A 24,305-nucleotide genomic window follows, 5' to 3' on the forward strand; every position below is an offset into this window, starting at 1 on the left:
CGAACGGGTCCAGGCGCTAACTGGACTACACATACACACGGTCAATCAACCGATATTGGCATGATCACGGTTCGATTCCGTGAATCGGCGTTAGGCGGCCACAGCGGCGAGGTTCCTCCCGTACCCATCCCGAACACGGAAGATAAGCTCGCCTGCGTATCGGCAACTACTGGAGTGGGCGACCCTCTGGGAACGTCGATTCGCCGCCCCACTCATACTTCATCTTAAGCCTCGTCGAGCGACAGCAGTGTCGCTCGGCGGGGCTTTTCGTCTTTTATACGCAGAGTACAGCGGCTGTTCGACCTGTATTATACAATAGGTGTACTCGCAACATCCGAGAGTTACAACTACTCGGTGTCGATCGAGTACCGAAAATGTCGCCCGGAACACTAACGTCCAGCCTCATCCCGTGGCGGCATGCCGCGTCAGCTGGCTAACCCTCGTGCCGGGCGGATGGCTGTGAGCCATCACCGGTCGGTGGAACGAAGTGATCGTTCCGGTGTATTGCGTGCCTGGGTTCGCCGTACTGTCATCGCACCCGAATGGGTTCACTCGGACGGGGACAAAGGCACGCACTCCTGCTAGGGCTGCACGTCGTTTAAACGTTTTCTGCGAGGGATGGCTTTCGTCCACGTTCGATACGGCGCATCTCACTTCGCAAGAGTGGCTTCGCCGAAAATAGTCCCACCGACTGATATTTGATACTGAGTCAAAGAACGGAGAAGAAAACCAGATTCGACTGCTACCGACAGTTAGTAGAAGTACTCGTCTTCCGGGAGTTGTACGTAGCGACCGTCACGGTACTGGAACTTGCGTTTCTTGTAGCTCGCAAGCAGTTTCGTCGCGCCCAGGCCGGCGGAGTAAGTGCGCGAGAACAGCGAGTCGTTACCGTTCTCACCTTGCATCTGGTTGATGATATTAAAGGCGTGGTCCCAGTCGTCGGGCTGGTACTCCTCGACGATGTCCGCAAAGGCGACGTTACGCAGGATTTCGTCGCCGATCGCGCGCTTCCAGATGTCGTTATAGTTCTCGAGCGAGTCGGTTCCTGCCAGTCGACCGGCGATCTTGCCCGTGCGGACGGCAACGTGGTAGCCGCCCTCGTGGAAGGCGGAGGTGGTACCCATTGCGCCGCCGGCGACGGCGATGTTCGCGCCGACGGGGGAGTCGATCGGGCGCGTCGAGGAGATCGGATAGGTTTCGGTTCCCTTAGATTTGCCGCGGTCCTCGACGATCGGGATGTCCGCCTCGATATCATACTCGTCGCCGTACTCGCGCTCGAGGAGGCGGCGGATGTACTCCGATCCTGAAGGAAGTTGGTCGTCGTCGCTGTCGAGCAGTTTGTAAGCGGCGGGGTTATCGACGTCCTCGAGTTCCATCCCGATGGGCATCGTCAGGCCGACGCGGGCGACCGTGTCGTCGTTGGGGAAGACCCAGGGGTAAGCGGTTTCGCCGGGCATGTAGCCCCACCAGAACTTGAGTCGGTCTTTGAACTCGTCGAACAGCTCGGGGGGGAAGTCCCGATACTCCTGGTAGGCAATGTGGTTCGCTTCGGGCGGCGAGAGGTAGTCGGAGACGCTCCGGCCGGGGGCCGTGAACTGATCGAGCGCATCGAGGGTGATTCGGCGCTGCGGGCCGTCCGCGAGGATGACGTACTGGGCCTCGAGTTGCTCGCCGTTCGAGAGCGTCAGCGTGTGGGTCGGCCCCTTCGGACTCGAGGCGCGGAGGTCGGTCTCGAGGTCCGTAACGCTCGTGCCGACGCGCAGGTCGGCACCGGCGTCTTCGGCGCGCTCGTAGAGCCAGTCGTCCATCCGGGCGCGGTGGAAGGTGTAGCCGAACTTCGGATAGGTAGCGTCCATCCCCGTCGTCGAAATCTCGACGGCGCTGTTGGGGCCGATGAACTCGGTGGCCTCGAGTTCCCGGAGGATGACGTCGTCGGGAATCTCCCGATAGTCAAAGTCCATGATGTCGATCCAGTAGTCGAGCATGCCGGCGGCGTCGGTGGAGTCAGGGCCGAGGTCCTCGCGGTCTTCCCGCGGGACGCCCTGTTCGAAGAGCACCGTCTCGGCGCCGTGGGCGGCTGCCCGCTCAGCTGCGGACGCACCCGCGGGGCCACCGCCGACGATCGCGACAGCAACGCGTTCCATACACCAGTGGCACTCAGTGGGGCGTATTAAACCGCATGAAATTCGCGGCGACGGAGAGTTTCGGCTGCTCGCGAGCGGGTCCCGAATCGACTGGTCGAACATTCGTCGATGCGCTATGATCGTTCCTCGAGAGCGCTCTGTCTGGACACTTGCGGACTCGAGTACGCTACCCTGCCGAACCGTCGTTGCAGTGCGACATCGGATCTGGGATGAACGTTTTTGACGGTTCCCCTCGAGACCACGACCGGGAACATGAGTGAACGCGACAGCGATGGCGACGGTGACGACGAAAGCGACGCCGACGTGCTCGTTCTCCGGCGGGGAACGCACGGCGTCCCGGTCGAACAGTACGCCGCGGCGATCCGCGAGCGGCTTCCCGATCGGACCGTGCGGCTCGCGCGAACGCCGGCCGAGGAGCGCGAGGCGATCCGCAACGCCCAGTACGTCACCGGAATGACCCTCGAGGAAGATCTCCTCGAGGGCGCAGAGCACCTCGAGGTGTTCGCCTGCGCGTACGCGGGCACCGGCCACCTGCCGATGGACCGACTCGAGGAGCGGGGCGTGACGGTAACGAACGCGTCGGGCGTGCACGGGCCGAACATCGGCGAACACGTGCTCGGCGCGATTCTCCACTTTACCCGCCGGTTCCACGTCGCGGAGCGCAGACAGCGCCGCCGGGAGTGGCGCCACTACCAGGCCCACGAACTCGCGGAGTCGACCGTAACGATCGTCGGCCTCGGCGCGATCGGGCAGGCAGTCGCGGAGCGCCTCGAGCCCTTCGACGTCGAGACGGTCGGCGTCCGCTACACGCCCGAGAAGGGCGGGCCGACGGACGAGGTGATCGGATTCGAGGGCGACGCGTTCGACGACGCACTGGCACGGACGGACTACCTCGTGTTGGCCTGCCCGCTGACCGAGACGACCCGCGGGCTGGTCGACCGCGAGGAATTCGTGACGATCGATCCCGAAGCGGTGCTGGTCAACGTCGCTCGGGGGCCGGTCGTCGATACCGACGCGCTCGTCGAGGCGCTGCGCGGGAATCAGATTCGCGGGGCCTCGCTGGACGTGACGGATCCCGAGCCCCTGCCGGAGGAGCACCCGCTCTGGAACTTCGGGAACGTCCAGATCACGCCGCACAACGCCGGACACACGCCGAAGTACTACGATCGGCTGGCTAATATCGTCGCCGAGAACGCCCGCCGGTTCGACGAGGGCGGGTCGGGCGCAGAGTTTGAGAATCAGGTCAGTTTCAGTTCCTGAGCGCGAGCGAGACCGGTACGCGACTGCGATCGGAGTACTAGGAGACGACACCGATCTCGCGTGTACCTTTTTGACGCCACACCGCCAAGCGCCGGTATGATTCAGGGACTCGATTCCGCTCGTGGATCGCTTCCGAACGATGCGACGCCGATGCACGGAGAGGGTCGTCGATGACGCTCTCGTTCGACGGGACGATCGTCGTCCCGGTTGGGGATCCCGACGATGGAGAGCGGACCGCGGCGGCGCTGGCCCCTTACCTCGAGCCGACGAGCACGGTTGTCATCATCAACGTGATCGAGAAGGCCGGGGGCGCGCCGGACAAGGCGTCGATGGAACAGCGCGAGGAGTACGCCGAAGAGATATTCGATCGCACGCGAGAACCGTTCGCGGAATCGCCGGCGTCCGTCGAGACGGCGATCCTGTACGGTACCGATGTTGTCGACCGTATCTTCGCAGAAGCGACGGATCGAAACGCTGACGCCGTCGTCTTCGTTCCACGGGAGGGGAGCCGCTTCGTCGAGTTGCTGACCGGGAGTGTAGCTCGTCGACTGGTGAAGGAGGCGTCGATGCCGGTCGTCGCGCTGCCTCGCGGCGTATCCGAAAACTAGCGGTAGAGTGCCGTCGATGGCTTCGGGTTACGCCACGGTTGCGCTCTCGAGTGACTCCGTCTGGGCCAGCAGTTCCGAACCGCGGTCGCGGAGGGAGACGGTGTTCGCGTCGATGTCGAAGTCGACGGCGCCGGCGTCCGCCAGTTTCGGAACGTGAACGTGGCGAAGCGAGATCTGGACGCGTCGACGCGTCCCGAGGAGCGCATCGCCCCACTCGGCGAGTCGGCTGCTCGGGTGCGCTGCGTCCCGGTCGCCGCCCTCGCGTTCGATCGTCAGGTGGTCGGCGAGTTCGGCGAGTGCAACCGGTGACTCGTTGTCGGCCAGATATCGGAGGACAGCACGGCGGTGTGGGTCGGCGAGTGCGCCGAACGACTCCGTCTCGCCTGTCTCGTCGGGTTCGGCGCCGTCGGAAACTGTAGTATCGGCGTCGGCGCCGGGTGTCGACAGGGATTCGGCGTCGGAAACCACGGGGATCATACCTGCTGTTGGGGGGGTTCGTACTTGTGCCCGCCGCCAAAGTGTGCAGGGTGGTCGACGGCGCCGATCGCTCGAGTCGGATTCGACGGTCACCGAACAGACAGCACAAAGAGGACGAATGCGCCCGAAACCGCAGCTGGCCGCGTTAGCCTCGAACGCGTTAGATGTAGCCGTTCTCGAGCAGCAGTTCGCCGTTCAGGACGCTGGCGCCGGCGGCGCCGCGGATCGTGTTGTGGGCCAGGCAGTTGTACTGCAGGCCGAACGGCGACTCCTGAAGGCCGCCGGCGGCGATGGCCATCCCGTCGCCGAGCGTGCGGTCCATCCGGGGCTGGGGCCGGTCCGGTTCCTCGAAGACGTGGATGAGCGGGTCGGGCGAGGACCGCAGATCCAGCGAGGGGTACTCGCGCATGGCCTCGGCGGCCGCGTCCGCGGTCAGGTCGTCCTCGGTTTCGACCCAGACGTTCTCGAGGTGGCCGTCGATGGTCGGGATGCGGTTACAGGAGGCCGAGACGGCCATGCTGTTGTGAGAGAGTTCGGCGCCGTCGAAGTCGCCGAGCAGCTTGCGCGACTCGGTCTCGAGTTTGTCCTCCTCGCTGCCGATGAAGGGGATGGCGTTGTCGATGATCTCCATCGAGGTGACGCCGTCGTAGCCCGCGCCGGAGACGGCCTGCAGGGTCGAGACGTGGACCTTCTCGAGGCCGTACTCCGCCAGCGCGGCCAGGGTCGGGACGAAGGTGATCGTCGAGCAGTTGGGGTTCTTTACCATCGCGCCGTCCCAGCCGCGCTCGTCGCGTTGGACCTCGAGCAGGTCGAGGTGGTCGGCGTTGACCTCCGGGATGACGAGCGGGATGTCGTCGTCCATCCGGCCGTTCGAGGAGTTCGAGGAGACGACGTAGCCGGCCTCGCAGAACGGCGGCTCGACCTCCGCGCCGACGCTCGAGGGGAGCGACGAGAAGATGAGGTCGACGTCGTTGGGGACGTCGTCCGGGTCGGTCTCCCGGACGGTCATCTCCGCGACGTCCTCGGGAATGGGACTGTCGACGCGCCACTTGGCGGCCTGTCTGTACGTCTTCCCGGCACTGGATTCGCTCGCGGTCAACGCGGCGATTTCGAAGTCCGGGTGGGGGTCGAGAAGCTGAATCAGTCGTTGTCCGACGGCACCGGTTGCGCCGAGTACGCCTACTCGTACTGCCATTTTCCCGTATTCCGAGTTGAGCCCGCAAAACCGTTTGGGTTTTCGTCTCATTCCCATGATCGAATATCAGGTTCGAGCTCGAACTCCCCGGACGGCGCCGCTGGCCGGCGTCACCGGAGCGTATAGAAGAAATTAAGAAAACGGAGCGCCACCGACGAACAAATGCATCACCGACAGGCCCAGTCCGGAACCGCCGTTGGACGGCCGGCTGACTGCCCTTCGAGACACAGCCGGGACTCGATCTCAACCTCGACTACAACCGATCGCCGATCGGCGGGGTGGTCCCGATGACGAGCGCGACCACGAGTTCGGCTGACTCGGGGCTGTTCGATACGCCCTTTAGTATCGGCGCGGCCGTCGTCGCCCTCCTGTGTTTCCTCGTCGGGATCTTCATGGCGTGGACCGGCTATCAGGGTGGTACGCTTCCGGTCGCCGGGACAGAACTGAACATCGTCACGGGCATGGCCGGCCTCATGATCACCGCGTTCTTCGGCGTGGTCGCGCTTTTCGCCGCGATCTACATGGAACCCGGCTTCGATCACTGATCCGTTCTCGACCGCTGCTCTTTCGGTCTCGCTCGCCGTTCCGTTTTTCTGCTCGGTTTCGACTCGGTTTCGACGCACTCGCCATCGTCATCTCTACCCGTTCGAGACGGTGATGGCCCACTAGTGGAAGTGAAAGCGTTCGAGCCGTGCTCGTGAGAAAGAACAAGCGACAAACGATCGGCTCACCAGTTGCTCGAGGTCGAACTGGTGATGCTGGTGAACTCGAGACAAGACAAAACGCTGCCTTACGCGGTCGCCTGCGAACCCTTCTTCCGCGTCACGTAGCCTGCAATACGGTTCCGAACGCCCTTGGACTCGACGTTCGTGAGTTTCTCGACGCTGTCCTTGTTCTGTTCGAAGTCGGTCGTGAACGCGTCCGGGTACCGCTCCAGGAGGAGGTTCCCGGTCTTCTTGACGTAGGCCGGTTTGATTGCCATGTGGGGAGGTTCCGTCCAGAGGCTCTTAATCCCTTTCTCTTGTTCGTCCGCGGAGCCCGCCCTCTCGACGGTCCACGGGAGTCGCGATATCCAGGACCCGTCTGCGGCCGTGACGCGTCCCTCTCGAGTCCGAACCCGACCGCTCGATGCGAGCCGTGCACTGACGTCGGCCGCCGACTCGGATAGTTTCTTGCCAACGCCCCGTTCGAACACAGCTACTGGTGTTCGAATTTAAATAGGATGGGCAGGGAAATGGGGGCGATGGTCTTACACTTCAAGGAAGCAACGAGCGTGTACAGGAAGACGCTCCCGTACGTCCTCCTGCAGTTCGGTATCGGTGTCGTGTTTGCACTCTTCGGGATCGTTTACCTCAGCCTCGTCGCGTGGCTGGGCGCCAGATTCCTGTGGGGCGACGGCGGCACGAGTCTGCTCATCGTTGCGCTGGTGATGCTGATCGCGCTGGCGTCTTTCGCGTACGTGTGGCGACTGATACAGAAGTACGCCCTCTACATGGTCAAGACCGGCCACATCGCCGTCATCGCACACATCGTCACGGAGGACGAAGTGCCGGAAAACCAGATCAAGTACGGGATGACGCAGGTCGGCGAGTACTTCAAATCCGCCAGCGGCCTGTGGGTCGCCAGCGAAGTGATCGACGCGGTGCTCAAACAGTTCAACAGGGCGGTCGCACGGCTCGAGAAGATGATTCCGGTCCCGATCCCCCAGCAGTTACAGACGCTGGTAACGATCGTCCAGAAGTCGATCGTTCTGGCGGTCCGCTACCTCGACAACGCGATCATCGCGTACATGTTCGTCGACCGTGACGAGAATCGCTGGAAATCGGCCCGCGACGGACTCGTCCTGTATGCCAAGACCTGGAAGATGGTGCTCGGTTCGACGCTGGTGATCGTCGTGGGGATGTACATCCTCTCGTTCGTCCTCCTGTCGCTGCTCGCGCCGGTCTCCGTCGCACTCGACTTCCTCCCGACCTCGCTCGAGATGATCTCGTGGCTGCTGGTCGGCGGGATGGTCGCCGTCGTCCACACCGGCGTCGTCAAGCCGTGGGTGAAGACGGTCGTCATCACGACCTTCCTCATCGAGCAGCGCGACGAGACGCCCGACAGCGAGACGATGGTCTGGATCGCCGAGCGCTCCGAGAAGTTCCGCGAAGTGGTGACGAAAGCCGAAAACAACGACCCGCTCGGCGACGAGCAGTCGGAGACCGGCGGCCGGACCGAGGTTCCCGAACCGACCAGCTAACGTCCCGGTCGAGCCGTCGAAATCGAATCGGCTCGAGGTCCCCAAGCTCCCTCCGTCACCAGTCTTACTCGGCGGTCACCAATCGGCACACTCGCGAACGCGCTCGAGCGCGGCGCGCTCCCGTGGACCGCCGGCGCGCTCGACGACCGATTCGCAGTACGCGAGCCGCTCGCGGAGCTGATCGTCGTCGTAGCCGACTACGCCGAGCCGGGAAGCGGCGACGGTAGCCTCGACGACGGCGCCGAACCCGCGGTTAATCGTCGGCACCGTCTCGCGCTCGATCGCGGACTCGAGCGGGCGGAGACGCCACGCCACCCACTCAGTTCCGTTCTCGGTTCCGCGGTCGATCGACTCGACGGCGACCCGCGTCCAGGCGGCCGCCGACTCGAGGACCGGCGCTTCGTGTTCGGAGATCGAGAGCGCGGCGTCGACGAAGGTGACGGGGTCGTCGACAAACTGGACGTAACCCTCGCCCTGGCGGCGGAAGTTGCGGCGGGTGCGGGTGTTGCCCCACGTTTTGGCGGTCGCCGTCGGCGGCTTCGAGGCCGCCCCGGAGTCGCTGTCACCGTCCTCGTCGCCGGTGAATACGCCGAGTGCGGCGGCGTTCCACAGGCCGTTGGGTCCGAGCGTCGTCACGACGGTTTCGGTGACGCCGGTGAGGTCGACGGGCCACCCCCCGGCTCCGTCTGCAGCGGCTCCGGCTCGCTCGTCGGGTCCGTTGCCGCTCATAGCTCGAGCACCCCGCGCTCGAGCGCGATGAACAGTCCGGCCGCAGTAATGTCGGCCGTCGTTCCGGGGTTGATTCCCCGGTCGACGAGTTCGTCCCCGAAGCTCTCGACGGCCTCGCGGTCGGTCTCGAGCGCCCGCCGCTCGTGCAGTTCCGCGGCGCGCTCTTTGACCTCCCCCGCCACGTCCTCGCCGTGTTTGTCCGCGACGAGCGTGTCGGGGCGCTCGGCGAGCAGGGTGAGGAAGACTGCCGCGGCCCGCTCGAGCGGCGGGCCCTCGGCCTCGGCCAGCCGTTCGGCTGCGCCGAAGGACCGCTCGAATCCCGTCACCCACTCCCGGGCGACGTCGTCGCCGGGGACGCTGCCCGCCATTATATCAAGCAGCGTCAGACCGCGCTCCTCTAAGGCCGGCACGGCGTCGGCACCGCGGCGGACGTCGAGCGGTTCCAGATCTTCGGGGGGATCGGCGACGAAGACGTCGACGTGTTCGAACGCGCGGTAGAAGGCGGCGGCGTCCGCGACGGTCGTGTCCTCGACGACGGCCTCGACGACCGGCTGGGAGAGGTCGTCGCCCGCAGCCTTCGTCAGGGGCACGAGCAGCAACAGTGCGCCGAACTGGGTGTTGCCCCCGCCCTGGGCTGACATTCCCTCGACGGCGCGCTCGAAGGCGGGCCCGACCGCCGCACCCTCGGCCGCCATCTCGAGGCCCCGCTGGGCGCCGACGGTTCCCGCGAGGAAGTGGTCGAACCGCAGGTCCGCGAGGTCGCGGTGGCGGTCGACGTTCCCCGGCTTGGGCGTGCCCGCGACCTCGAGCAGGAGCGCCAGTTGGGCGTGTTGGGCTGGCGTTCGCGTTCGCATGTGTCGTATACCCGCCACGTGGTGGCGCGGCGGCTTAGGGTTACGGTTCGACCGGGCGGGGCCCCGTCGTCGACGCCGCGTTCGGTTCCGGATCACTACCCCTAAACCGCCGCTGGCCCAAGTGCCGGCGATGAGTGATACGGCGGCGGACTCGGCGTGGCGCCTCCCCGACGACCGCGAGGCCGTCCGCGCGGCGCTGATCGAGTGGTACGAGGACGACCACCGCGACTACCCCTGGCGCCGAACCGACGACCCCTACGAGATCCTCGTCAGCGAGGTGATGAGCCAGCAGACGCAACTCGACCGCGTCGTCGCGGCCTGGGAGGAGTTCCTCGAGCGCTGGCCGACGACGGCCGACCTCGCCGACGCCGATCGAGCGGACGTCGTCGGCTTCTGGACGGACCACAGCCTCGGCTACAACAACCGGGCGAAGTACCTCCACGAGGCGGCCCGGCAGGTTGAGGACGAATACGACGGCGAGTTTCCGGAGACGCCCGACGAGCTGCAGGAGCTGATGGGCGTCGGTCCCTACACCGCGAACGCGGTCGCAAGTTTCGCCTTCAACAACGGCGACGCGGTCGTCGATACGAACGTCAAGCGAGTGCTCTACCGGGCGTTCGACGTGCCGGACGACGACGCGGCCTTCGAGGAGGCCGCGGGCGAACTCATGCCCGAGGGCCGATCGCGAGTCTGGAACAACGCGATCATGGAACTGGGCGGGGTCGCCTGCGAGCAGACGCCGAAGTGCGACGGCGCGGGCTGTCCCTGGCGCGAGTGGTGTGACGCGTACGCCAGCGGCGACTTCACGGCCCCCGACGTCCCCACGCAGCCCTCTTTCGAGGGGAGCCGCCGCCAGTTCCGCGGACGCGTCATCGGTACCCTGCGGGAGTACGACGAACTCGAGCTCGACACGCTCGGCCACCGAATCCGGGTCGACTACGCGCCGGACGGCGAGTACGGCCGCGAGTGGCTCGAGGGCCTGCTTTCCGACCTCGAGGACGACGGACTTGTCGAAACTGACGAGCGCGACGGGGAGTTCGTGGCGCGACTGCGCCGGTAGCTCGGTTGGGTCGAGAGTCCGGCCAGGACGACGATCGTGACCGATCACCGAACGTCCGAACTCGAAGCCCGCGAGAGCAGGTAGACCGCGACGAGCCCGAGTGCGATGTCCAGCCCGGCAAGAACGAGGACGCCGGGGACGACGCCGTTTAACGCCCCGTCGAACCAGGCCACCTCGACGACCGTCATCACGTCCCTGTCGAGCATGAGCGACCGGGCGGCGTCGACGCCGTAGGTGACGGGGTTGAACCGGGCGAACGTCTGGATCCAGCCGGGCAGCGTCTCGAGCGGGAGGAAGGCGCTCGAGAGGAACAGTAGCGGAAACTGGAGGAGGTTCGCGCCGATGATCGTCGACTCCTGATCGCGGGTGAGGATCGCCAGGGCGTTCGAGAACGCGATAAACCACAGCGAGAACAGGATGCCGACCCCGATGATCCCGAGCGCGCCGGTGAGTCCCGTCGCGATCTCCGCACCCAGCAGAACGCCGAGGCCGAGGATGATCGCGACCTGCACCGCGATCCGGAACACCTCGGCGGCCGTTTTCCCGACGAACACCGCGGTGCGGTTCATCGGGGAGACCAGCACCTTCTCGAACATGCCGTTCTCGATGTCGTTGACCAGCCCGATCCCGGAGGTGACCGCGGCGGCCAGCGCGACTTGGATCGCGATCGCGGGGACGAGGTACGTCTCGTAGCCGATCCCCGGAATGCCCCGGTTGACCGCGTCGCCGGCGACGTTGCCGAACACCTCGGTAAACAGGATGAGGAAGATGATCGGCTGGACGAGCGAGACCACGAGGACGAACGGGTTCCGGACCGCCTTGAGATTCCACCGCTTGAAGTTCACCCAGACGTCGCCGAGGAACGTGTTTGCGGTTCGGTCGACGGTGGCGGTGGCGCCGCCGGTCTCGGTTGCCCCAGCCGTCTCGGCGCCGCCGGGGGTCGCCGCCGCATCCCGCGAGTCCGCCCCGCCGGAGTCCGGCGGACTCATCGCGACACCTCCCCGCGGAGGATCTCAGACTCCGTGTCCGCCTCGAGCCCCTCCCCGGTGATCGCGAGGAACACGTCGTCGAGCGTCGGCGAGCGGACGTTGAAGCCGGTGACGGTCAACCCCGCGTCCCGGAGCGCGACCAGCAGATCCGTCCCGCGCTGGCGGGCCGCCTCGGCGGTCACGCTGACGCCCTCCTCGGTCACCGTCACGGTCGCGTCCTCGAAGCCGTCGAACTCGCGGGCGATCTCGGCGGCCCGGTCCCGCGCCGAGCGGCCGCCGTCCAGTTCGAGGTCGAGCACTTCGCCGCCCACCCGGCGCTTGAGCGCCGCCGGACTCCCGTCGGCGACGATTTCACCGTCTAAGATGACCGCCAGTCGGTCACAAAGCTGGTCGGCCTCCTCGAGGTACTGGGTCGTCAGGAAGATGGTCGTGCCCCGATCGTTGATGTCCCGGAAGTAGTCCCAGAGTCGGTTTCGCGCCTTCGGATCGAGCCCGGTCGTCGGCTCGTCGAGGAAGACCAGCGGCGGCCGGTGGACCAGCGCCGTCGCCGCGTCGAGGCGCTTTTTCATTCCGCCGGAGAACTCGTCGGCTCGCTTGTCGGCGACGTCGGTGAGGTCGACGAGATCCAGCAGTTCGGCGACGCGGTCGGCTCGCTCCCCGCGGGGGACGCCGTAGGCCTCGCAGGCGAACTTCAGGTTCTCTTCGGCGGTGAGTTCGGGATCGACGCTCGTCTCCTGGGCCATGTAGCCGATCGACTCCCGGATCTTTCGGGGCTCCGACTGCACGTCGAACCCGTTGACCCGAACCTCGCCGTCGGTCGGCGAGAGCAGCGTCGCGAACACCTTGATCGTCGTCGTCTTCCCCGCGCCGTTGGGCCCCAGAAAGCCGAAGAACTCGCCCTCGGGGACGGTCAGATCGACGCCGCTGACGGCCGCGGTCCCGTCCGCGTAGACCAGCCGCAGGTCGTCGACGTCGATCGCCGGCGGCTCTCGTCCTCGTTCCTGTCCCCGCGCGTCGGCCTCGAGGGCGGCGTCGGGCCGGTTTCTCGTCTCGTCGTCACCGCCTCGAGCGGCACCGTCCGGTCGATTCGATCCCATACCGTCTCTACGGGGCGTGTGGCAATAGACTTACAGCTTCGAATCGTTCAGGTTACTACGAAATTCGAAATTATGACCGATGGCCGACTTATGGTCGATGTTCGACGCCGTCAGAGTTCGTACTCGAGCGCCCAGTGGTGGAGGTGGCCGAACACCGGAAACAGTGCCGCGGCCCGCTCGGTCGGCTCGTACTCGACTCGGGGCGGAATCTCGTCGTAGGACTCCCGGTTCAGCAGGCCGGCGTCGGTCAACTCCTGCAGCCGCGCCGAGAGCGTGTTCGGCGCGATCTCGAGGTCGTCTTCGAGGTCGCTGAATCGCAGCGGGCCGTCGGCGAACGCGAACGCGCTCAGGACGGCCATCGCGTGGGCCTTCCCGAGCAGGTCCAGCAGTTCCGCAACCGTTCGTTCGACCTGCCGTCGTTTCGCCGGCTCGAGCGATTCGCGAAGTTCGACGGCCTCCTCCCGGGAAAACCGCGATTGCAGTTCGAGCGCGTCTGGCGGGTCGCTCATGTCGCGTCCCGCTACGGGCTCGAGAACGTAATACTTGCACGGTTGTATTATTGTCTGAGCGCCGCTCGCGGCGCCAATACTTCGATGATTCGAAGTTGCAAGTATATGCGTTCTCGAGGCGTAGAATCGGCCATGCGTCTCACCGTATTCGGCGCGTCCGGGCGGACGGGCGAACCCCTCGTCGAGCAGGCGATCGATCGCGGCCACGAGGTCGTCGCCTTCGTCCGGTCGCCGGAGAAGCTACAGGTGGAGTCGCCGTCGCTGACGGTCGTGACCGGCGACGCCTACACCGGCGCGGGCGTCCCGGCAGCTGTCGACGGCGCGGACGCCGTCGTCTCCGTTCTCGGCCAGACGAGCGCGGGCCCGGACGATCTGCTGACCGTCGCGGGAGACAACGTCGTCGACGCAATGGGCGAGGCGAACGTCGATCGGTTCGTCACCCTCGTCGGCGCCGGCGTTCGCGAGGAGGGCGAACGCGTCTCGCTGTCGGGAAAGGTGATGGGTGTCCTCCTGAAAGTCCTCGCTCGAGACGTCCTCGAAGACGCGGCCGAACACGTCGACCGCGTCCGCGCGACGGACCTCGACTGGACGGTCGTTCGCGCACCGCGGCTGACCGACGCCGAGGGGACGGGCGAGTACCGAGCCGGGAATCTCGATCTCGGCTTCGAGTCCATCCCGCGGGCCGACGTCGCCCGGTTCGTGCTCGACTGCCTCGAGGACGAGCAGTTCGTCCGAAAGATGCCGAAGGTGGGACCGCATGACGGCTGACGTGACCACGGTCGATTCCGCGGCGGACTCGAGGCGGTCGTTCCCGATCCGCGCGGCGATCGCGACCGTCCTGTCGGTCGTCGTGAACGTGGGCATCGTCGCCGCGGCCGGCGCGTTCGACGTCGCACCCGGGTTTCAGGCGCTTACCGTTCCGCCGGTCGCCTTCCTCTCGGCCGTCGGCGCGATCGGGGCCGTCCTCGTCTATCTGCTGCTTCGTCGGGTATCGTCCAGCCCCGATCGGACGTTCAGGCGAGTCGCAGTAGCCGTGCTGGTCCTCTCATTCCTCCCCGATATCGGGCTGCTGTTCGCCGACGAGACGGCGACGCCGCTCGGCGTGGGACTGCTGATGGCGATGCACGTCACGGTCGCGGCGATCTGCATCGGACTGCTTCCCGGGGGTGGTCCCCGACGATGAGCCACACCGTCCTCGTCACCGCGGCGAGCGGGACGGTCGGCCGACACGTCGTCGAAACGCTGCTCGAGAGCGACGCGGTCGTGAAGGCGGGCTCTCGGAATCCGCACAGGGCCGGCGAACGGCTATCGGGGCTCGAGGGACTCGACGGTGTCCTCCTCGAGCGTGGCGACGACCCGTTCGTCGAGTTCGATTTCGAGCGGCCAGAGACCTGGGGATCCGCGCTGGACGGCGTCGATTCCCTTTTTCTCGTCCGCCCACCCGGCGTCGCCGTGGACGACCTGACGGCGTTCGTCGACGCCGCGGTGCGGGTCGGCGCCGACCGGATCGTCTACCTCTCGACGCTCGGCGCCGATCGGAACGTCCTGCTGCCACACCACCGGATCGAACGCCACGTCGCTGCGTCGGGTGCAACGTATACCCTCCTCCGGGCGTCGTTTTTCATGCAGAACCTCCACGAGGTGCACGGTCGGGATATCGTCGAGCGCGACGAGATCTTCGTCCCGGCGGGCGCCGGCGGGACGAGTTTCGTCGACGCCAGAGACGTCGGCGAAATCGCCGCGCGCGTGCTCGCCGAGTCCGGGTCGGAATCTGGGTCGCGATCGGCCCACCGAAACGTCGCCTACGACGTAACGGGAGCGGACGCGCTCACTTACGACGAGGTCGCCGCCGCGTTCTCCCGCGTCTTGGATCGGCAAGTAACGTACGCGGATCCCTCGATTCCCACCTTCGTCGCCCGAATGCACGCTCGCGGGCACCCGATCGGATTCGTGCTCCTGATGGTCGGCATCTACACGACGGCGCGACTCGGCCTCGCCGATCGCGTGACCGACGACGCGGCGCGGCTCCTCGGTCGTCAGCCGAGAGGGATCGAGGAGTACGTCGCGGATTACGCCGACGAGTTCCGCTGAGACGAGACTGCGAGGGCCGAACGGGAAACGAGCGACGCGAGCGAACCGCCGCCGACCGTCACCGGTATATTTCACGCTCGCTCGCCTTAGTAAAGCTACGATGGACGGAGACGTTCACATCGCCGCCGTCTGTGGCAGCCTCCGCGACGCGAGCGCGACGCGTCTCGCCCTCGAGCGCGTCCTCGAGGCCGCGGCCGAGGGTGGCGCAACGACCGAACTGATCGACTTGCGAGAGTACGACCTGCCGACGTTCGATCCCGATCGGGATCGCGAGGACGCCGGCGACGCCGCGGCGCTCGCGACGCGACTCCGCGAGGCCGACGCGATCGTGCTGGGGACGCCGATGTACCACGGCTCCTACTCGTCGCCGCTGAAGGCCGCGCTCGACTACTGCGGGTTCGACGAGTTCCGGGACAAGACGGTCGGACTGCTCGCGGTCTCGGGCGGCGCCTTCCCGGTGACGGCCCTCGAGCACCTCCGATCGGTCTGCCGAGCGTTGAACGCGTGGGTCCTTCCCCACGAGGTCGCGATCCCGAAGTCCCACTCGGCGTTCGAGGACGGGGAGTTCGTCGATCCGAGCCTCGAGGAGCGGACCGCGACGCTCGGCCGCCGCGTGGTCCAGTACGCGACGATCGAACCGGACCCGGACTCCTTCGAGAGCGACCAGAACGTCGGTGCCGAGGGGAAATAGTCGGGGTCAGGGGCAGCGCTCGAGCAGTCGCTGGAACCGGCGCTGGTGGGCGAGGAACGCGAAGCACCCGAAGACCACGACGCCGATCTGGACCGCCTCGATTCGAACGATCAGCGTTGCGACTTCGACCGACAGCGGGGGCGACGTGATCGACCAGTCGACGAACCAGGCCGCCGAGAGCAGCGCCGACGCGCCGAGTGCCAGCAACACAGCCGGAACGATCGGCACGAACGAGCAGTGGCGGATCGAGCGCCGGCCGAACGCGCGCCGCTCGAACGTGAACTGGCAGGTGAGGAGGACGGTGAGCGTCCCCGTCGCGAGTGCGAGTCCAGCCTGGCCCCCGATGCGGTCCGCGACGAACAGCCAGAGGACCCAACACGCCGTCAGCAACGTCGCAGCACCGAGGCGGCGCGGTTCGAGCAGATCCTGTAGGTGGTTGACCGTCGCCCCGAAGATGCTCGCCCTGAGCAGGGCGCCACAGAAGAGGATCCCCAGACCGGCGAGTGCCGTCGAGGTCGTCCGAGAGCCGGCGACGAGGCCGAACCAGAGCCCGACGGCGAGCGTTTCCAGCGCCGCAGCCGACAGCGCTGCGGTGATCCCCACGACGCGCTGGCGGGTGGTCCGGCCGAGCACGCCGGGCTGGCGAATGACGCTCATACTCAGCCACTCAGCGACGTCGGGTTTCGTTATGCGACTCATTACTGGACCGAACGGTCAGCGTTCACGAATTTATAGGGCAGAAATACGACGTTTACGCGACCAGTTTGTCCCACGCGGCGAGCGATTGAGTGACTGACGGCGATGGTCTCGTCACGCCGACACACCATTCGATTAGAATATTCGACTGAGCTGCTCGCTCGTTTAGCAGAACTGGTGGCGCTTCCATCCCGAGTACGCCGTGATCGGTCGTACACGGTCTTTCATGCCTCGGTACGTGTTGATCCGCCAGCTGGCGATACTGTACCGGCGAGCGTTCGGTGGGCGACAGTATCGCCGTCCCGGCTCGTTATCGATCGGTTACGACCGTCGCTCGTTCGCGTAGCGCGCTCGTAACTGCTCGTTAGGCACTCAAAATCGTTGAAACGTTGGGTAGAATTATGTACGGCGGTGTGGTCGTGGATGATTATGCCCGAAACGGAACAACAAGACAAGTCGCTGTCGGAGATCGTCGTCAAGGAAGCAGTCGGGAAGGGGCTGGACTCTCCCCTCCGAGACTCTATTCTCGAGGCCGTCGAGGAGGCTGACGGCGGCCGAGGTGGCGGTCGATTCCCGCTTGCCGGCGCCGTCTTCGGTCTGGGTGCGGCGCTCGGCTTCCTCGCGGGGCGGCAGTCGACGGAGTTCGAGGAGTCGCCGCTCGAGGACATCGAGGAGCCCGAAATCATCGAAGACGTGACGGAACGAGCCGAGTCCCAGATGGTGAGCGACGAAACCGAGACCGAAGCGGAGACCGAAAGCGAGGAGATGGAGGGCGGCTCTCGCCTGCCGCAGCTGCTGCTCGCGCTGGGCGTCATCGCCGGCGCCGTCTTCCTGCGCCGTCGGATGGGCGGCGAGGAAGAAGAGGAGTGGGAGCCGATCGAGGAGTTCGAACCGGCGACAAGCGGCGAGGAAGACGAATCCGAGGCGGAAAGCGAGGAAGCGGAAGCCGAGGAGGAAGAGAACGAGACCGAAGAAGCCGAAGAGGAGTAACGCGACACCGCTTTCGTTCTCGGTCTCTCGCTCGCGCAGTTACGGCCGTTCTTTTGGACGCGACAGTTCGTCGGTGACGAAGGAGCTAAGGGGGCGACGCCGACAGTGTGAACGCAATGGAGACGACCCACCGCGTCTTCGTCGGTGATGCGCGCGATCTGTCGGCCGTCGACGACGAGTCAGTCGAACTCGTCGTCACCTCGCCGCCGTATCCCATGATCGAGATGTGGGACGACCTCTTCGCGGAGCTCGATCCCGCCGTCGAGGACGCTCTCGAGGCCGGCGACGGCCGCCGGGCCTTCGAGGCGATGCACGCCCAACTCGACCGGGTCTGGGACGAACTCGAGCGCGTCCTCGTCGACGGCGGCATCGCCTGCGTCAACGTCGGCGACGCGACCCGCTCGGTTGACGGCAGTTTCCGCGTCTACCCGAACCACGCGCGGGTGCTCGAGGCCTTCGAGTCCCGCGGGTTCGATCCGCTACCCGACGTGCTCTGGCGCAAACCGGCCAACAGCGCGGCCAAGTTCATGGGCAGCGGGATGATCCCGCCGAACGCCTACGTTACGCTGGAACACGAGTACATCCTGGTGTTCCGCAAGGGCGGGGAGAGCCGCGAGTTCGAGCCCGGCGCCGATCGGCGCTACGAGGCCGCCTACTTCTGGGAGGAGCGCAACCGCTGGTTCTCCGACGTCTGGACCGAGGTGCGAGGCGAACTGCAGGCCCTCGAGTCGCCCGACGACGACCTCCGGGAGCGGTCGGCGGCCTACCCCCTCGAGATTCCCTACCGGCTGATCTGCATGTACTCGGCGTACGGCGACACCGTGCTCGATCCGTTCTGGGGGACCGGCACGACGACCTTGGCGGCGCTATGTGCGGGTCGCGACTCGATCGGCTACGAACTCGAGGAGGCCTTCCTCGAGGTGTTCGAGCAGCAACTCGACGACGTCCCGGGGCTGTCGCGGTCCGTCGGCCGAACGCGCTTGGAGCGCCACCGCGAGTTCGTCAGCCAGCGCCGCGCGGAGGGTTCCACTTTCGACTACGACGCCGAACACTACGACACGCCGGTCGTGACGAAGATGGAGCGGAATATCCGACTCCGCGAGATCACCGACCTCGAGGCGCTCGCGGTCGACGACGGGAGCGACTATCGCGCGACCCACGAACCGCTGTCGCTGGATTGAGTCGTCTGCCGTCCCGAGTCCCTGTAGGGAACGCCGTCGCTAGCTGGCGGTCGCTATCGAGGGCTCGCGCCGATGATTCACTCAGTCGAGAATCCGTGAATCCGGTGTCGGATCGAACGGTGCGTCGGAGGGACGCTCCGTAACGGTCACGTCGATCCCGTTCGCGTTCCCGATCTCGACTTCGACTCGATACGTCCGATACGTAAACTCGACCCTCGAAGCGGCGCCATCGAACTGGCCGCCATTGCTGCACAGCGAGTCCGCCAGCGTATCAAGCGCGTCAGGATCGAGTACGTCGTACAACGGTGGCTCGAGGTCCGCGGGATCGACACCCTCTGCTGCTGCGATCGCTTCTACAACGCGGACACTCGGTTGCTCCCCCGGTTCCATACGACGTGCTGTTGGCCGTCGACACATAAACCCAGTGATGGTTTTCTGACGCGCGTCTGCCGTGCGTCAGACGTGCGGCTGACGAACGTGTCGCGATAGTATCGAGTGGCGAGTGTCCTCGAGAATGGCCGTGACTGCTCGAAACCGCTATCTCTAGCTGTCAGCAGCGACACGTAGCGCTACGACTCGCCGTGATCGTCACAACAACTGAGGAAGATGGCATGCCCGGGGAGGGCTCCGAACCCTCGATCTCCGCATGTCCCAGGTTCGAGGCTCGGCGGTCCTCGTGGGGGACACGGAGGCTTCCAAGGCGTACCGCACCGAATCTCTGAACCCTATGAGTGCGGCGCTATGTCCAGCTAAGCCACCCGGGCTCATTTCCCGGTAGTGGCGTCGTTCTCTTTAACCTTCTCATTCGAATTCGGCATGCAACGTGGACCCACGGATTTATCACAGGGCCATACGAACTACCGCGACATGAGCGTTCCCGGTATCGTCCAATCTACTCTCGGCGACGAGGAAATCGCGGCGCGAGTCTCTCTCGGCAGCGAAGACGAACTCTTCATCACCTCCTCGAGTACCCTCGTCTACCGGTCCGACGGACTCCTGCGCGACGAATCGGTCGACGAATACCCTCACGAAGCCGACCGCCTCACGCTCTCGGAAGGGCGGCGCAAGACCAAGTTCTCCCTCGAGTATCCCCTCGAGGGAACGAAGGAATTCACGGTGCCGTCGGGCAAGACCGACGCGGTGTTGCACCCGGTTCTCGCCGGCGTCCTGAACGGTAACGACATCACCGAACCCGGCGAAACCGTCGCCAAGACCTACCGCTTCAGCGAACTGACGCTGATCGTCACGAGCGAGCGGCTGGTCAAACACATCGGCAGCGCCGTCTGGGACGAGGACTACGAGGAGTACCACTACGAGGACGTGACGAACCTCTCCTTCGAGGACGGCAGCGTCGCAACCCAGATCGTCCTCGAGGTCGACGGCCGCCCCCAGCGGATCAAAGCACCCAACGAGGAGGCCAACGACCTCCGCGAGCGCCTCCAGCGCGCGCTCTTTGATTACCACGACGTCGGCTCGCTCGAGGAACTCAACGAGTCGATCGGACTCGACGACGCGGAGGACGATCGCGGCGACAGCGGGGGGACGATGGAATTCGGCTCCGGCGTGGATCCGCTCAACGCAGACCCGCCGGAACTCGACGATCAAGAGGGGGGCCGCACGGCGACCGGCGATGCGGGTGCGGACGAAGCCGTCGTCGACGCCGCTGCGAGTTCCGAAACGAAAACGAACGCGAACGCACGCGGGGACGCGGACACGGACGCAAGCGCAACCGAGTCGAGCGTCCCTGACTCGATCGACGTCCGGTCTGACCGACGGGACGACGCGAGCGGCGCCACTGCGGCTGAATCGGCCTCTGAGACCAGTACCCCGTCCGAAGCGGTCGACGACGATGCCGATCCGTTCGTGGAGGCAACGGAGTCGCTCAACGACGATGCGGCGACCGATGCGACTGCCACGCAGCGTCGCCAGACCCAATCCGCCGAAACCGCCGACACTGCCACCAGCGCCGACTCCGCCGCGCAGTCGTGGGCGTCCGACGAGTCGACAGCTGAGGCCCCGGCCGACAACCCGGCATCGACCGCGGCGGATCCGGAAGTCCTCGAGCGCCTCGAGGCGCTCGAGACGGCCGTCGAGCGGCAAAACGACGTCATCGAACAGCAGCAACGGACGATCGAGCAGTTGATCGAAGAGTTGCGGCAGGGCCGATAGTCCCGGGAGTCGAGGCGTCGATCATCGACTCCAGGTAGAAGTGCCAGTGTCGATTACAACGGCCTCACGCCGCGGTTCGTTCCTCTCTCGACGATCCACAGTTTGCACCTCGTTATCGAGTGCATGGCCGATTTTCTACCGCAGTCCGGTTCGACTTCACACGCTACGTTCGGGAATCGACTGCTAGTCACTCGCGTCCCGTTACCTTCCGGATGCACGAGGAGCCGAACGGGCCTATCTCGCCCGCCTCGAGATCGATGAAGTAGCCGGTCGAAAGCCCCGACCCGCAGCGCTGGCAGGTAAAGTCGCCTTCCTTGGTGATCACGTCTCGGTCGAAACTGACGTACTGGCGGCTCTTCGGCCGGACGATACCGTCCTCGCGGTCGATGATGCCCCGCAGTTCGGCCTCGTCGAGGATCGTTCGGGTCACCGTCGGATCGGCCGTGATCGCTTCGATCCGATCGACGACGTCGGCCAGCGAGAGCGACTCGTGCTCGAGCCGCTCGAGGAGCGCGAGGCCGAGTTCGACGCGGTCGTCGAGCTCGCCGTATCGGCTACTCGCACTCGCGTCCGTCGATTCGTTCGTGGCCGCGCTCGCGTCCGTCCTCGTCTCGTCAGTGGTGTTCGCGGTTGCGTCTTCCGCCCCGTCGACGCGGTCGCCGTCACGATCCATCGATGAGTGGTGTCGTGCCGTGCCGAATAAACGTTGCGTCGTCCGGCAGTTCCGAGCGGAAACCGGAGACACAAAGGCTTCAATACTCGCGTGAGAACTCGAGGCGATGTCGACGTTGCCCGGCTCGTCTTCCCCGCTGCGCGCTCGGGTTCTCCTCGGGCTGCTCGCGGTCGCCGCGATCGTCACCGCGGGCGTGCTCGTCTCCCCCTCGAGGGCGCTCGCGACCCTCGAGTCGCTGGCAGCCGATCCGCTCTTGTTCGGGCTCGTCGTCGCCGCCGTCTACCTCGTGCGGCCGCTGCTCGCCTGGCCGACCACGCCGCTGTCGGTCGTCGTCGGCTACGGCTACGGCATCGCTCTCGGCGTGCCGATCGCGCTCGGGGGAATTCTCGTGACCGTGCTTCCGGTCTTTTTGGTCGTTCGACTGCTCTCGGAACCGGACAACGGCACCACGGAAGCCGGTGCCAACACGGACGCGGGACGAGAGGCTGTCGGGGCCGGCACGCTCGAGCGGGCGCTCCGCCGGACCGACGCTGCCGTCGATCAGTACTACGAGACAGCGGGGCCGACCCGCGGCGTGATCGTATCGCGGTTGGCGCCGATCCCTTCGGACGCGGCGACGTGTGCCGCCGCGACGAGCGACGTCCGACTCCACCAGTTTCTCCTCGGGACGGCGATCGGCGAACTCCCCTGGACGATCGCCGCGGTCGTCGTCGGCGCCTCGGCGGCGACGATCACGACGGCCGGCCTCGGCGATCTCGGCCTCCAGCTTTCGATCGGCTGCGGAGCCGCGGCGCTCCTCCTGCTCGCGGGGCCGCTCTATCGCATCGTCCGGACTCGAGTCGGCACTACCGATGCGGGATCCGGCCGAGCGAACGGCTAATCGGTTGGAACCCGCTTCTGTCCGGTCGCTACCGGAGAAGTCGTGCCGTTACGTCGAGTCCGACCCCGACTGCGATCCGGCCCGGGAATCGGTTCCGGGGCCCGTGGTGGTTCCGTTGCCATCGTCGTCGGTTTCGTCCCCGTTACTGCCCTCGCCGCCGGACGAGTCGCTCGAGCGTCGTCCGCCGGATCGGGACTGTCGTCGGTCGCTCGCCGCGTACCGCTCGCGGTCCTTCGCGTTTTCCTTCTCGAGGAAGCTCGGCCGTCGAACGCGGTCGGTACTGTCCGAGGGGAGCGTGTCGATTCGGATCCCCTGCAGGGACTGGGGGAGACCCGTCTTATCGTCGAGATCGAGTTGCTCGTCGTCGCTCGCCTCGGCCGCGCCGGCCGGGTCCGCCCAGAGGTCGAGTTCGTTCTTCTCCGTGACGAGTTGCGTCCAGATTTCCCGCGGGCTTCCCTCTCCCTCGAGTTGGCGGACGTGCTGGCGCCCCTTCTGGTAGGCGAGTTCGGCGAAGCTCCGGTCGTAGTTCGTGTCGGTCGCCGCGCTGATCCGCTCGAGTTCGCCGGGGTGGTCCCTGCCGAGCGCTTCGGCGACGCCGAGCGCGAACGCCCGCCAGAGGACTTCGTCGCGGTCCTCGAGGGTCTCCCAGTCCGTCCCGAAGGTACGTTCGTACATGGTCAGGACTGGATCTTCTCGTTCGGATCGACGCGCAGGCCGCGCTCGGTGAACTCGATCGGGCGGATGTCGCAGTCGATCTCCGTCCCGCGCATCTTGATGATCTGGACGCCGCGGGTCATCCCACCGGACTCGAGGTAGTTGTGCATGAAGATGACCCCGTGGGAGAGGTAGTGGCCGTCCGAGTAGGAGGTCGGATCGGTCATCTCCGAGATCAGCAGAACGGTGGCGTCGGCGCGCTTGAGCTTCGTCAGGAACGTGACGAGGTCGCCGACCTCGTCGGAGAAGTAGTACTCGAGCAGCATCGTCGAGTCGATGACGATCCGGTCGATTCCCTTCGACTCGATGAACGAGACGAGTTTGTTCGAGAGGTTTTCGACGCTGCCCGGTCCGTCGCTGCTACCGCGACCGGACGAGGAGGCGAAGAACCGTTTCGTCTCGCTCTCGAAGACGTCCATGAACTTCATCTGGCCGGAGCTTACCGCCTTGTCGAACCCGAACTCGAAGTTCGTCATGTCGCTGACGAGCTCCTGTTCGGACTCGTGCATGCTCACGTACAGCGCGGTTTCGCCCTCGAAGACGCCCTTGGTGAGAAACTGCGAGCAGAACGTCGTCTTGCCGCTCCCGGGCGGTCCGCTGACGATGTACAGGCGGTCCCGTAACAGGCCGCCGTCCACCAACTCGTCGAAGCCCGGAACGCCCGTGGAGAGTCGCATCGTCGAACACAGGGTTCGTGTCGGATAAATAGATTCTGGCAGGTCCCCGGCCCGTATTAAGCGCTCTGGCCGTTGACTCACCCGATCTTGCCGCCTCTCGCTCGAGACGGTGCTCGATCACGGCACCGATTACCAGAACGTATCCGCACAGTCGTAGATGACGCCGTGTTGCGGGCAGACGTACTTGCAGTGGCGTTTGTACATCGGCTGCTCGCAGTGGGGACACGGCCTGCCGCCGACCTCGTCACCGTCACCGGTCCCTGCGCTGCCGTCCGTCATACTCTCGCGTTGGATAGCCAGCAGGTAAGTGCTTCGCGTCCGCGAATCACGAGCAGCGCCGCCGAACACCAGTGCAGCGAGAGAAAACGGAGAGAAATCG

Annotated in this window: 28 protein-coding genes, 1 tRNA gene and 1 rRNA gene; 14 read left to right on the plus strand and 16 right to left on the minus strand. The window is 65.7% G+C overall.

The window, feature by feature from the left end:
- Window positions 1–90 precede the first annotated feature (90 nt).
- A 5S ribosomal RNA gene (rrf, locus tag ATJ93_RS07055) occupies window positions 91–212 on the plus strand.
- Between the two features lie 540 nt (window positions 213–752).
- On the opposite strand, the gene ATJ93_RS07060 is transcribed toward rrf, so the two are convergent.
- A complete protein-coding gene (locus tag ATJ93_RS07060; RefSeq protein ID WP_120243957.1) occupies window positions 753–2,144 on the minus strand; it encodes an NAD(P)/FAD-dependent oxidoreductase in 1,392 nt (463 codons plus the stop codon).
- Between the two features lie 252 nt (window positions 2,145–2,396).
- On the opposite strand from ATJ93_RS07060, the gene ATJ93_RS07065 reads away from it, so the two are divergent.
- The gene (locus ATJ93_RS07065; protein WP_120245208.1) at window positions 2,397–3,404 is read left to right on the plus strand and encodes a D-2-hydroxyacid dehydrogenase; all 1,008 of its coding nucleotides are present in this window, start codon (window positions 2,397–2,399) and stop codon (window positions 3,402–3,404) included.
- Between the two features lie 170 nt (window positions 3,405–3,574).
- The gene (locus ATJ93_RS07070; protein ID WP_120243958.1) at window positions 3,575–4,012 is read left to right on the plus strand and encodes a universal stress protein; all 438 of its coding nucleotides are present in this window, start codon (window positions 3,575–3,577) and stop codon (window positions 4,010–4,012) included.
- 27 nt (window positions 4,013–4,039) lie between these two features.
- Here ATJ93_RS07070 and ATJ93_RS07075 read toward each other — a convergent pair whose 3' ends face one another.
- Entirely contained in the window at window positions 4,040–4,489 is a 450-nt protein-coding gene (locus ATJ93_RS07075) for a DUF7344 domain-containing protein (protein ID WP_120243959.1), read from the minus strand.
- A gap of 160 nt (window positions 4,490–4,649) precedes the next feature.
- Window positions 4,650–5,684, minus strand: a complete 1,035-nt coding sequence (gene asd / locus ATJ93_RS07080) for an aspartate-semialdehyde dehydrogenase (protein WP_120243960.1) — start codon at window positions 5,682–5,684, stop codon at window positions 4,650–4,652.
- Window positions 5,685–5,971: 287 nt separating this feature from the next.
- Here asd and ATJ93_RS07085 point away from each other — a divergent pair, with 287 nt between their 5' ends.
- Window positions 5,972–6,229 (plus strand): hypothetical protein, encoded by a 258-nt coding sequence (locus ATJ93_RS07085; protein WP_120243961.1) that lies wholly within the window; start codon window positions 5,972–5,974, stop codon window positions 6,227–6,229.
- A gap of 245 nt (window positions 6,230–6,474) precedes the next feature.
- Here ATJ93_RS07085 and ATJ93_RS07090 read toward each other — a convergent pair whose 3' ends face one another.
- The gene (locus ATJ93_RS07090; protein WP_013878641.1) at window positions 6,475–6,666 is read right to left on the minus strand and encodes a 30S ribosomal protein S17e; all 192 of its coding nucleotides are present in this window, start codon (window positions 6,664–6,666) and stop codon (window positions 6,475–6,477) included.
- A gap of 261 nt (window positions 6,667–6,927) precedes the next feature.
- Here ATJ93_RS07090 and ATJ93_RS07095 point away from each other — a divergent pair, with 261 nt between their 5' ends.
- A complete protein-coding gene (locus ATJ93_RS07095; protein WP_120243962.1) occupies window positions 6,928–7,926 on the plus strand; it encodes a hypothetical protein in 999 nt (332 codons plus the stop codon).
- 75 nt (window positions 7,927–8,001) lie between these two features.
- Here ATJ93_RS07095 and ATJ93_RS07100 read toward each other — a convergent pair whose 3' ends face one another.
- Window positions 8,002–8,655 carry a DUF447 domain-containing protein gene (locus tag ATJ93_RS07100; protein WP_120243963.1) on the minus strand — a complete coding sequence of 218 codons (654 nt, stop codon included), beginning with the start codon at window positions 8,653–8,655 and terminating at the stop codon, window positions 8,002–8,004.
- On the minus strand, window positions 8,652–9,509 hold the full coding sequence (locus ATJ93_RS07105; RefSeq protein WP_120243964.1) for a triphosphoribosyl-dephospho-CoA synthase: 858 nt from the start codon (window positions 9,507–9,509) through the stop codon (window positions 8,652–8,654). The genes ATJ93_RS07100 and ATJ93_RS07105 overlap by 4 nt, the downstream gene beginning before the upstream one ends.
- A 130-nt stretch (window positions 9,510–9,639) precedes the next feature.
- Between ATJ93_RS07105 and ATJ93_RS07110 the strand changes: the two genes are divergently transcribed.
- Window positions 9,640–10,569 carry an HhH-GPD family protein gene (locus ATJ93_RS07110; RefSeq protein WP_120243965.1) on the plus strand — a complete coding sequence of 310 codons (930 nt, stop codon included), beginning with the start codon at window positions 9,640–9,642 and terminating at the stop codon, window positions 10,567–10,569.
- A gap of 44 nt (window positions 10,570–10,613) precedes the next feature.
- Here the strand turns inward: ATJ93_RS07110 and ATJ93_RS07115 are convergent, their stop codons facing one another.
- The 3 genes from ATJ93_RS07115 to ATJ93_RS07125 all read right to left on the minus strand — a co-directional run bounded on the left by ATJ93_RS07115 (window position 10,614) and on the right by ATJ93_RS07125 (window position 13,164).
- Window positions 10,614–11,558 carry an ABC transporter permease gene (locus tag ATJ93_RS07115; RefSeq protein ID WP_120243966.1) on the minus strand — a complete coding sequence of 315 codons (945 nt, stop codon included), beginning with the start codon at window positions 11,556–11,558 and terminating at the stop codon, window positions 10,614–10,616.
- Window positions 11,555–12,655: an ABC transporter ATP-binding protein gene (locus ATJ93_RS07120; protein ID WP_120243967.1), complete on the minus strand. Its 1,101-nt coding sequence runs from the start codon at window positions 12,653–12,655 to the stop codon at window positions 11,555–11,557. The genes ATJ93_RS07115 and ATJ93_RS07120 overlap by 4 nt, the downstream gene beginning before the upstream one ends.
- Before the next feature lie 110 nt (window positions 12,656–12,765).
- Window positions 12,766–13,164, minus strand: a complete 399-nt coding sequence (locus ATJ93_RS07125) for a winged helix-turn-helix transcriptional regulator (protein ID WP_120243968.1) — start codon at window positions 13,162–13,164, stop codon at window positions 12,766–12,768.
- A gap of 132 nt (window positions 13,165–13,296) precedes the next feature.
- Here ATJ93_RS07125 and ATJ93_RS07130 point away from each other — a divergent pair, with 132 nt between their 5' ends.
- The 4 genes from ATJ93_RS07130 (at window position 13,297) to ATJ93_RS07145 (ending at window position 15,946) form a co-directional block, all read left to right on the plus strand.
- Complete coding sequence (locus tag ATJ93_RS07130; protein WP_120243969.1) at window positions 13,297–13,932, plus strand: NAD(P)-dependent oxidoreductase; 636 nt, start codon at window positions 13,297–13,299, stop codon at window positions 13,930–13,932.
- Window positions 13,922–14,347, plus strand: coding sequence for a DUF6069 family protein (locus ATJ93_RS07135; protein WP_245977527.1), 426 nt, complete (start codon window positions 13,922–13,924; stop codon window positions 14,345–14,347). The genes ATJ93_RS07130 and ATJ93_RS07135 overlap by 11 nt, the downstream gene beginning before the upstream one ends.
- A complete protein-coding gene (locus ATJ93_RS07140) occupies window positions 14,344–15,255 on the plus strand; it encodes an SDR family oxidoreductase (RefSeq protein ID WP_120243970.1) in 912 nt (303 codons plus the stop codon). The genes ATJ93_RS07135 and ATJ93_RS07140 overlap by 4 nt, the downstream gene beginning before the upstream one ends.
- 100 nt (window positions 15,256–15,355) lie before the next feature.
- Window positions 15,356–15,946, plus strand: a complete 591-nt coding sequence (locus tag ATJ93_RS07145) for an NADPH-dependent FMN reductase (RefSeq protein WP_120243971.1) — start codon at window positions 15,356–15,358, stop codon at window positions 15,944–15,946.
- A 6-nt stretch (window positions 15,947–15,952) separates the two neighbouring features.
- Here the strand turns inward: ATJ93_RS07145 and ATJ93_RS07150 are convergent, their stop codons facing one another.
- Window positions 15,953–16,603 (minus strand): hypothetical protein, encoded by a 651-nt coding sequence (locus ATJ93_RS07150; protein WP_120245210.1) that lies wholly within the window; start codon window positions 16,601–16,603, stop codon window positions 15,953–15,955.
- Between the two features lie 468 nt (window positions 16,604–17,071).
- Here ATJ93_RS07150 and ATJ93_RS07155 point away from each other — a divergent pair, with 468 nt between their 5' ends.
- Both ATJ93_RS07155 and ATJ93_RS07160 read left to right on the plus strand, forming a co-directional pair.
- A complete protein-coding gene (locus ATJ93_RS07155; protein WP_120245211.1) occupies window positions 17,072–17,632 on the plus strand; it encodes a hypothetical protein in 561 nt (186 codons plus the stop codon).
- Window positions 17,633–17,748: 116 nt separating this feature from the next.
- A complete protein-coding gene (locus ATJ93_RS07160) occupies window positions 17,749–18,813 on the plus strand; it encodes a DNA-methyltransferase (protein WP_120243972.1) in 1,065 nt (354 codons plus the stop codon).
- An 81-nt stretch (window positions 18,814–18,894) separates the two neighbouring features.
- Here ATJ93_RS07160 and ATJ93_RS07165 read toward each other — a convergent pair whose 3' ends face one another.
- Window positions 18,895–19,203 (minus strand): HalOD1 output domain-containing protein, encoded by a 309-nt coding sequence (locus tag ATJ93_RS07165; RefSeq protein ID WP_120243973.1) that lies wholly within the window; start codon window positions 19,201–19,203, stop codon window positions 18,895–18,897.
- A gap of 222 nt (window positions 19,204–19,425) precedes the next feature.
- Window positions 19,426–19,577, minus strand: a tRNA-Met gene (locus ATJ93_RS07170).
- Between the two features lie 103 nt (window positions 19,578–19,680).
- On the opposite strand from ATJ93_RS07170, the gene ATJ93_RS07175 reads away from it, so the two are divergent.
- Window positions 19,681–20,982 carry a DUF7115 domain-containing protein gene (locus ATJ93_RS07175; RefSeq protein WP_120243974.1) on the plus strand — a complete coding sequence of 434 codons (1,302 nt, stop codon included), beginning with the start codon at window positions 19,681–19,683 and terminating at the stop codon, window positions 20,980–20,982.
- A 187-nt stretch (window positions 20,983–21,169) separates the two neighbouring features.
- Here the strand turns inward: ATJ93_RS07175 and ATJ93_RS07180 are convergent, their stop codons facing one another.
- Complete coding sequence (locus ATJ93_RS07180; protein ID WP_120243975.1) at window positions 21,170–21,655, minus strand: DUF5830 family protein; 486 nt, start codon at window positions 21,653–21,655, stop codon at window positions 21,170–21,172.
- Between the two features lie 106 nt (window positions 21,656–21,761).
- On the opposite strand from ATJ93_RS07180, the gene ATJ93_RS07185 reads away from it, so the two are divergent.
- Window positions 21,762–22,535, plus strand: a complete 774-nt coding sequence (locus ATJ93_RS07185; protein WP_120243976.1) for a TVP38/TMEM64 family protein — start codon at window positions 21,762–21,764, stop codon at window positions 22,533–22,535.
- Between the two features lie 48 nt (window positions 22,536–22,583).
- Here ATJ93_RS07185 and ATJ93_RS07190 read toward each other — a convergent pair whose 3' ends face one another.
- From ATJ93_RS07190 to ATJ93_RS23565, 3 genes are all read right to left on the minus strand, one after another.
- Complete coding sequence (locus ATJ93_RS07190) at window positions 22,584–23,210, minus strand: hypothetical protein (protein WP_120243977.1); 627 nt, start codon at window positions 23,208–23,210, stop codon at window positions 22,584–22,586.
- Window positions 23,211–23,212: 2 nt separating this feature from the next.
- Window positions 23,213–23,926, minus strand: a complete 714-nt coding sequence (locus ATJ93_RS07195; protein WP_120243978.1) for an RAD55 family ATPase — start codon at window positions 23,924–23,926, stop codon at window positions 23,213–23,215.
- Between the two features lie 129 nt (window positions 23,927–24,055).
- A complete protein-coding gene (locus tag ATJ93_RS23565) occupies window positions 24,056–24,205 on the minus strand; it encodes an HVO_2523 family zinc finger protein (RefSeq protein ID WP_170155537.1) in 150 nt (49 codons plus the stop codon).
- Window positions 24,206–24,305: the final 100 nt, after the last annotated feature.

Origin of the sequence: Halopiger aswanensis (genome assembly GCF_003610195.1) — an archaeon.
Taxonomy (GTDB): domain Archaea; phylum Halobacteriota; class Halobacteria; order Halobacteriales; family Natrialbaceae; genus Halopiger; species Halopiger aswanensis.

What these genes read in the sequence shown, in the direction of transcription:
- ATJ93_RS07135 (WP_245977527.1), top strand. Translation starts at nt 13,922, where the DNA reads ATGACGGCTGACGTGACCACGGTCGATTCCGCGGCGGACTCGAGGCGG.
- ATJ93_RS07085 (WP_120243961.1), top strand. Translation starts at nt 5,972, where the DNA reads ATGACGAGCGCGACCACGAGTTCGGCTGACTCGGGGCTGTTCGATACG.
- ATJ93_RS07145 (WP_120243971.1), top strand. Translation starts at nt 15,356, where the DNA reads ATGGACGGAGACGTTCACATCGCCGCCGTCTGTGGCAGCCTCCGCGAC.
- ATJ93_RS07185 (WP_120243976.1), top strand. Translation starts at nt 21,762, where the DNA reads ATGTCGACGTTGCCCGGCTCGTCTTCCCCGCTGCGCGCTCGGGTTCTC.
- ATJ93_RS07100 (WP_120243963.1), bottom strand. Translation starts at nt 8,655, where the DNA reads ATGAGCGGCAACGGACCCGACGAGCGAGCCGGAGCCGCTGCAGACGGA.
- ATJ93_RS07070 (WP_120243958.1), top strand. Translation starts at nt 3,575, where the DNA reads ATGACGCTCTCGTTCGACGGGACGATCGTCGTCCCGGTTGGGGATCCC.
- ATJ93_RS07120 (WP_120243967.1), bottom strand. Translation starts at nt 12,655, where the DNA reads ATGGGATCGAATCGACCGGACGGTGCCGCTCGAGGCGGTGACGACGAG.
- ATJ93_RS07160 (WP_120243972.1), top strand. Translation starts at nt 17,749, where the DNA reads ATGGAGACGACCCACCGCGTCTTCGTCGGTGATGCGCGCGATCTGTCG.
- ATJ93_RS07105 (WP_120243964.1), bottom strand. Translation starts at nt 9,509, where the DNA reads ATGCGAACGCGAACGCCAGCCCAACACGCCCAACTGGCGCTCCTGCTC.
- ATJ93_RS07095 (WP_120243962.1), top strand. Translation starts at nt 6,928, where the DNA reads ATGGTCTTACACTTCAAGGAAGCAACGAGCGTGTACAGGAAGACGCTC.
- ATJ93_RS07155 (WP_120245211.1), top strand. Translation starts at nt 17,072, where the DNA reads ATGCCCGAAACGGAACAACAAGACAAGTCGCTGTCGGAGATCGTCGTC.
- ATJ93_RS07195 (WP_120243978.1), bottom strand. Translation starts at nt 23,926, where the DNA reads ATGCGACTCTCCACGGGCGTTCCGGGCTTCGACGAGTTGGTGGACGGC.
- ATJ93_RS07090 (WP_013878641.1), bottom strand. Translation starts at nt 6,666, where the DNA reads ATGGCAATCAAACCGGCCTACGTCAAGAAGACCGGGAACCTCCTCCTG.
- ATJ93_RS07180 (WP_120243975.1), bottom strand. Translation starts at nt 21,655, where the DNA reads ATGGATCGTGACGGCGACCGCGTCGACGGGGCGGAAGACGCAACCGCG.
- ATJ93_RS07190 (WP_120243977.1), bottom strand. Translation starts at nt 23,210, where the DNA reads ATGTACGAACGTACCTTCGGGACGGACTGGGAGACCCTCGAGGACCGC.
- ATJ93_RS07150 (WP_120245210.1), bottom strand. Translation starts at nt 16,603, where the DNA reads ATGAGCGTCATTCGCCAGCCCGGCGTGCTCGGCCGGACCACCCGCCAG.
- ATJ93_RS23565 (WP_170155537.1), bottom strand. Translation starts at nt 24,205, where the DNA reads ATGACGGACGGCAGCGCAGGGACCGGTGACGGTGACGAGGTCGGCGGC.
- ATJ93_RS07165 (WP_120243973.1), bottom strand. Translation starts at nt 19,203, where the DNA reads ATGGAACCGGGGGAGCAACCGAGTGTCCGCGTTGTAGAAGCGATCGCA.
- ATJ93_RS07130 (WP_120243969.1), top strand. Translation starts at nt 13,297, where the DNA reads ATGCGTCTCACCGTATTCGGCGCGTCCGGGCGGACGGGCGAACCCCTC.
- ATJ93_RS07075 (WP_120243959.1), bottom strand. Translation starts at nt 4,489, where the DNA reads ATGATCCCCGTGGTTTCCGACGCCGAATCCCTGTCGACACCCGGCGCC.
- ATJ93_RS07110 (WP_120243965.1), top strand. Translation starts at nt 9,640, where the DNA reads ATGAGTGATACGGCGGCGGACTCGGCGTGGCGCCTCCCCGACGACCGC.
- ATJ93_RS07060 (WP_120243957.1), bottom strand. Translation starts at nt 2,144, where the DNA reads ATGGAACGCGTTGCTGTCGCGATCGTCGGCGGTGGCCCCGCGGGTGCG.
- asd (WP_120243960.1), bottom strand. Translation starts at nt 5,684, where the DNA reads ATGGCAGTACGAGTAGGCGTACTCGGCGCAACCGGTGCCGTCGGACAA.
- ATJ93_RS07175 (WP_120243974.1), top strand. Translation starts at nt 19,681, where the DNA reads ATGAGCGTTCCCGGTATCGTCCAATCTACTCTCGGCGACGAGGAAATC.
- ATJ93_RS07065 (WP_120245208.1), top strand. Translation starts at nt 2,397, where the DNA reads ATGAGTGAACGCGACAGCGATGGCGACGGTGACGACGAAAGCGACGCC.
- ATJ93_RS07115 (WP_120243966.1), bottom strand. Translation starts at nt 11,558, where the DNA reads ATGAGTCCGCCGGACTCCGGCGGGGCGGACTCGCGGGATGCGGCGGCG.
- ATJ93_RS07125 (WP_120243968.1), bottom strand. Translation starts at nt 13,164, where the DNA reads ATGAGCGACCCGCCAGACGCGCTCGAACTGCAATCGCGGTTTTCCCGG.
- ATJ93_RS07140 (WP_120243970.1), top strand. Translation starts at nt 14,344, where the DNA reads ATGAGCCACACCGTCCTCGTCACCGCGGCGAGCGGGACGGTCGGCCGA.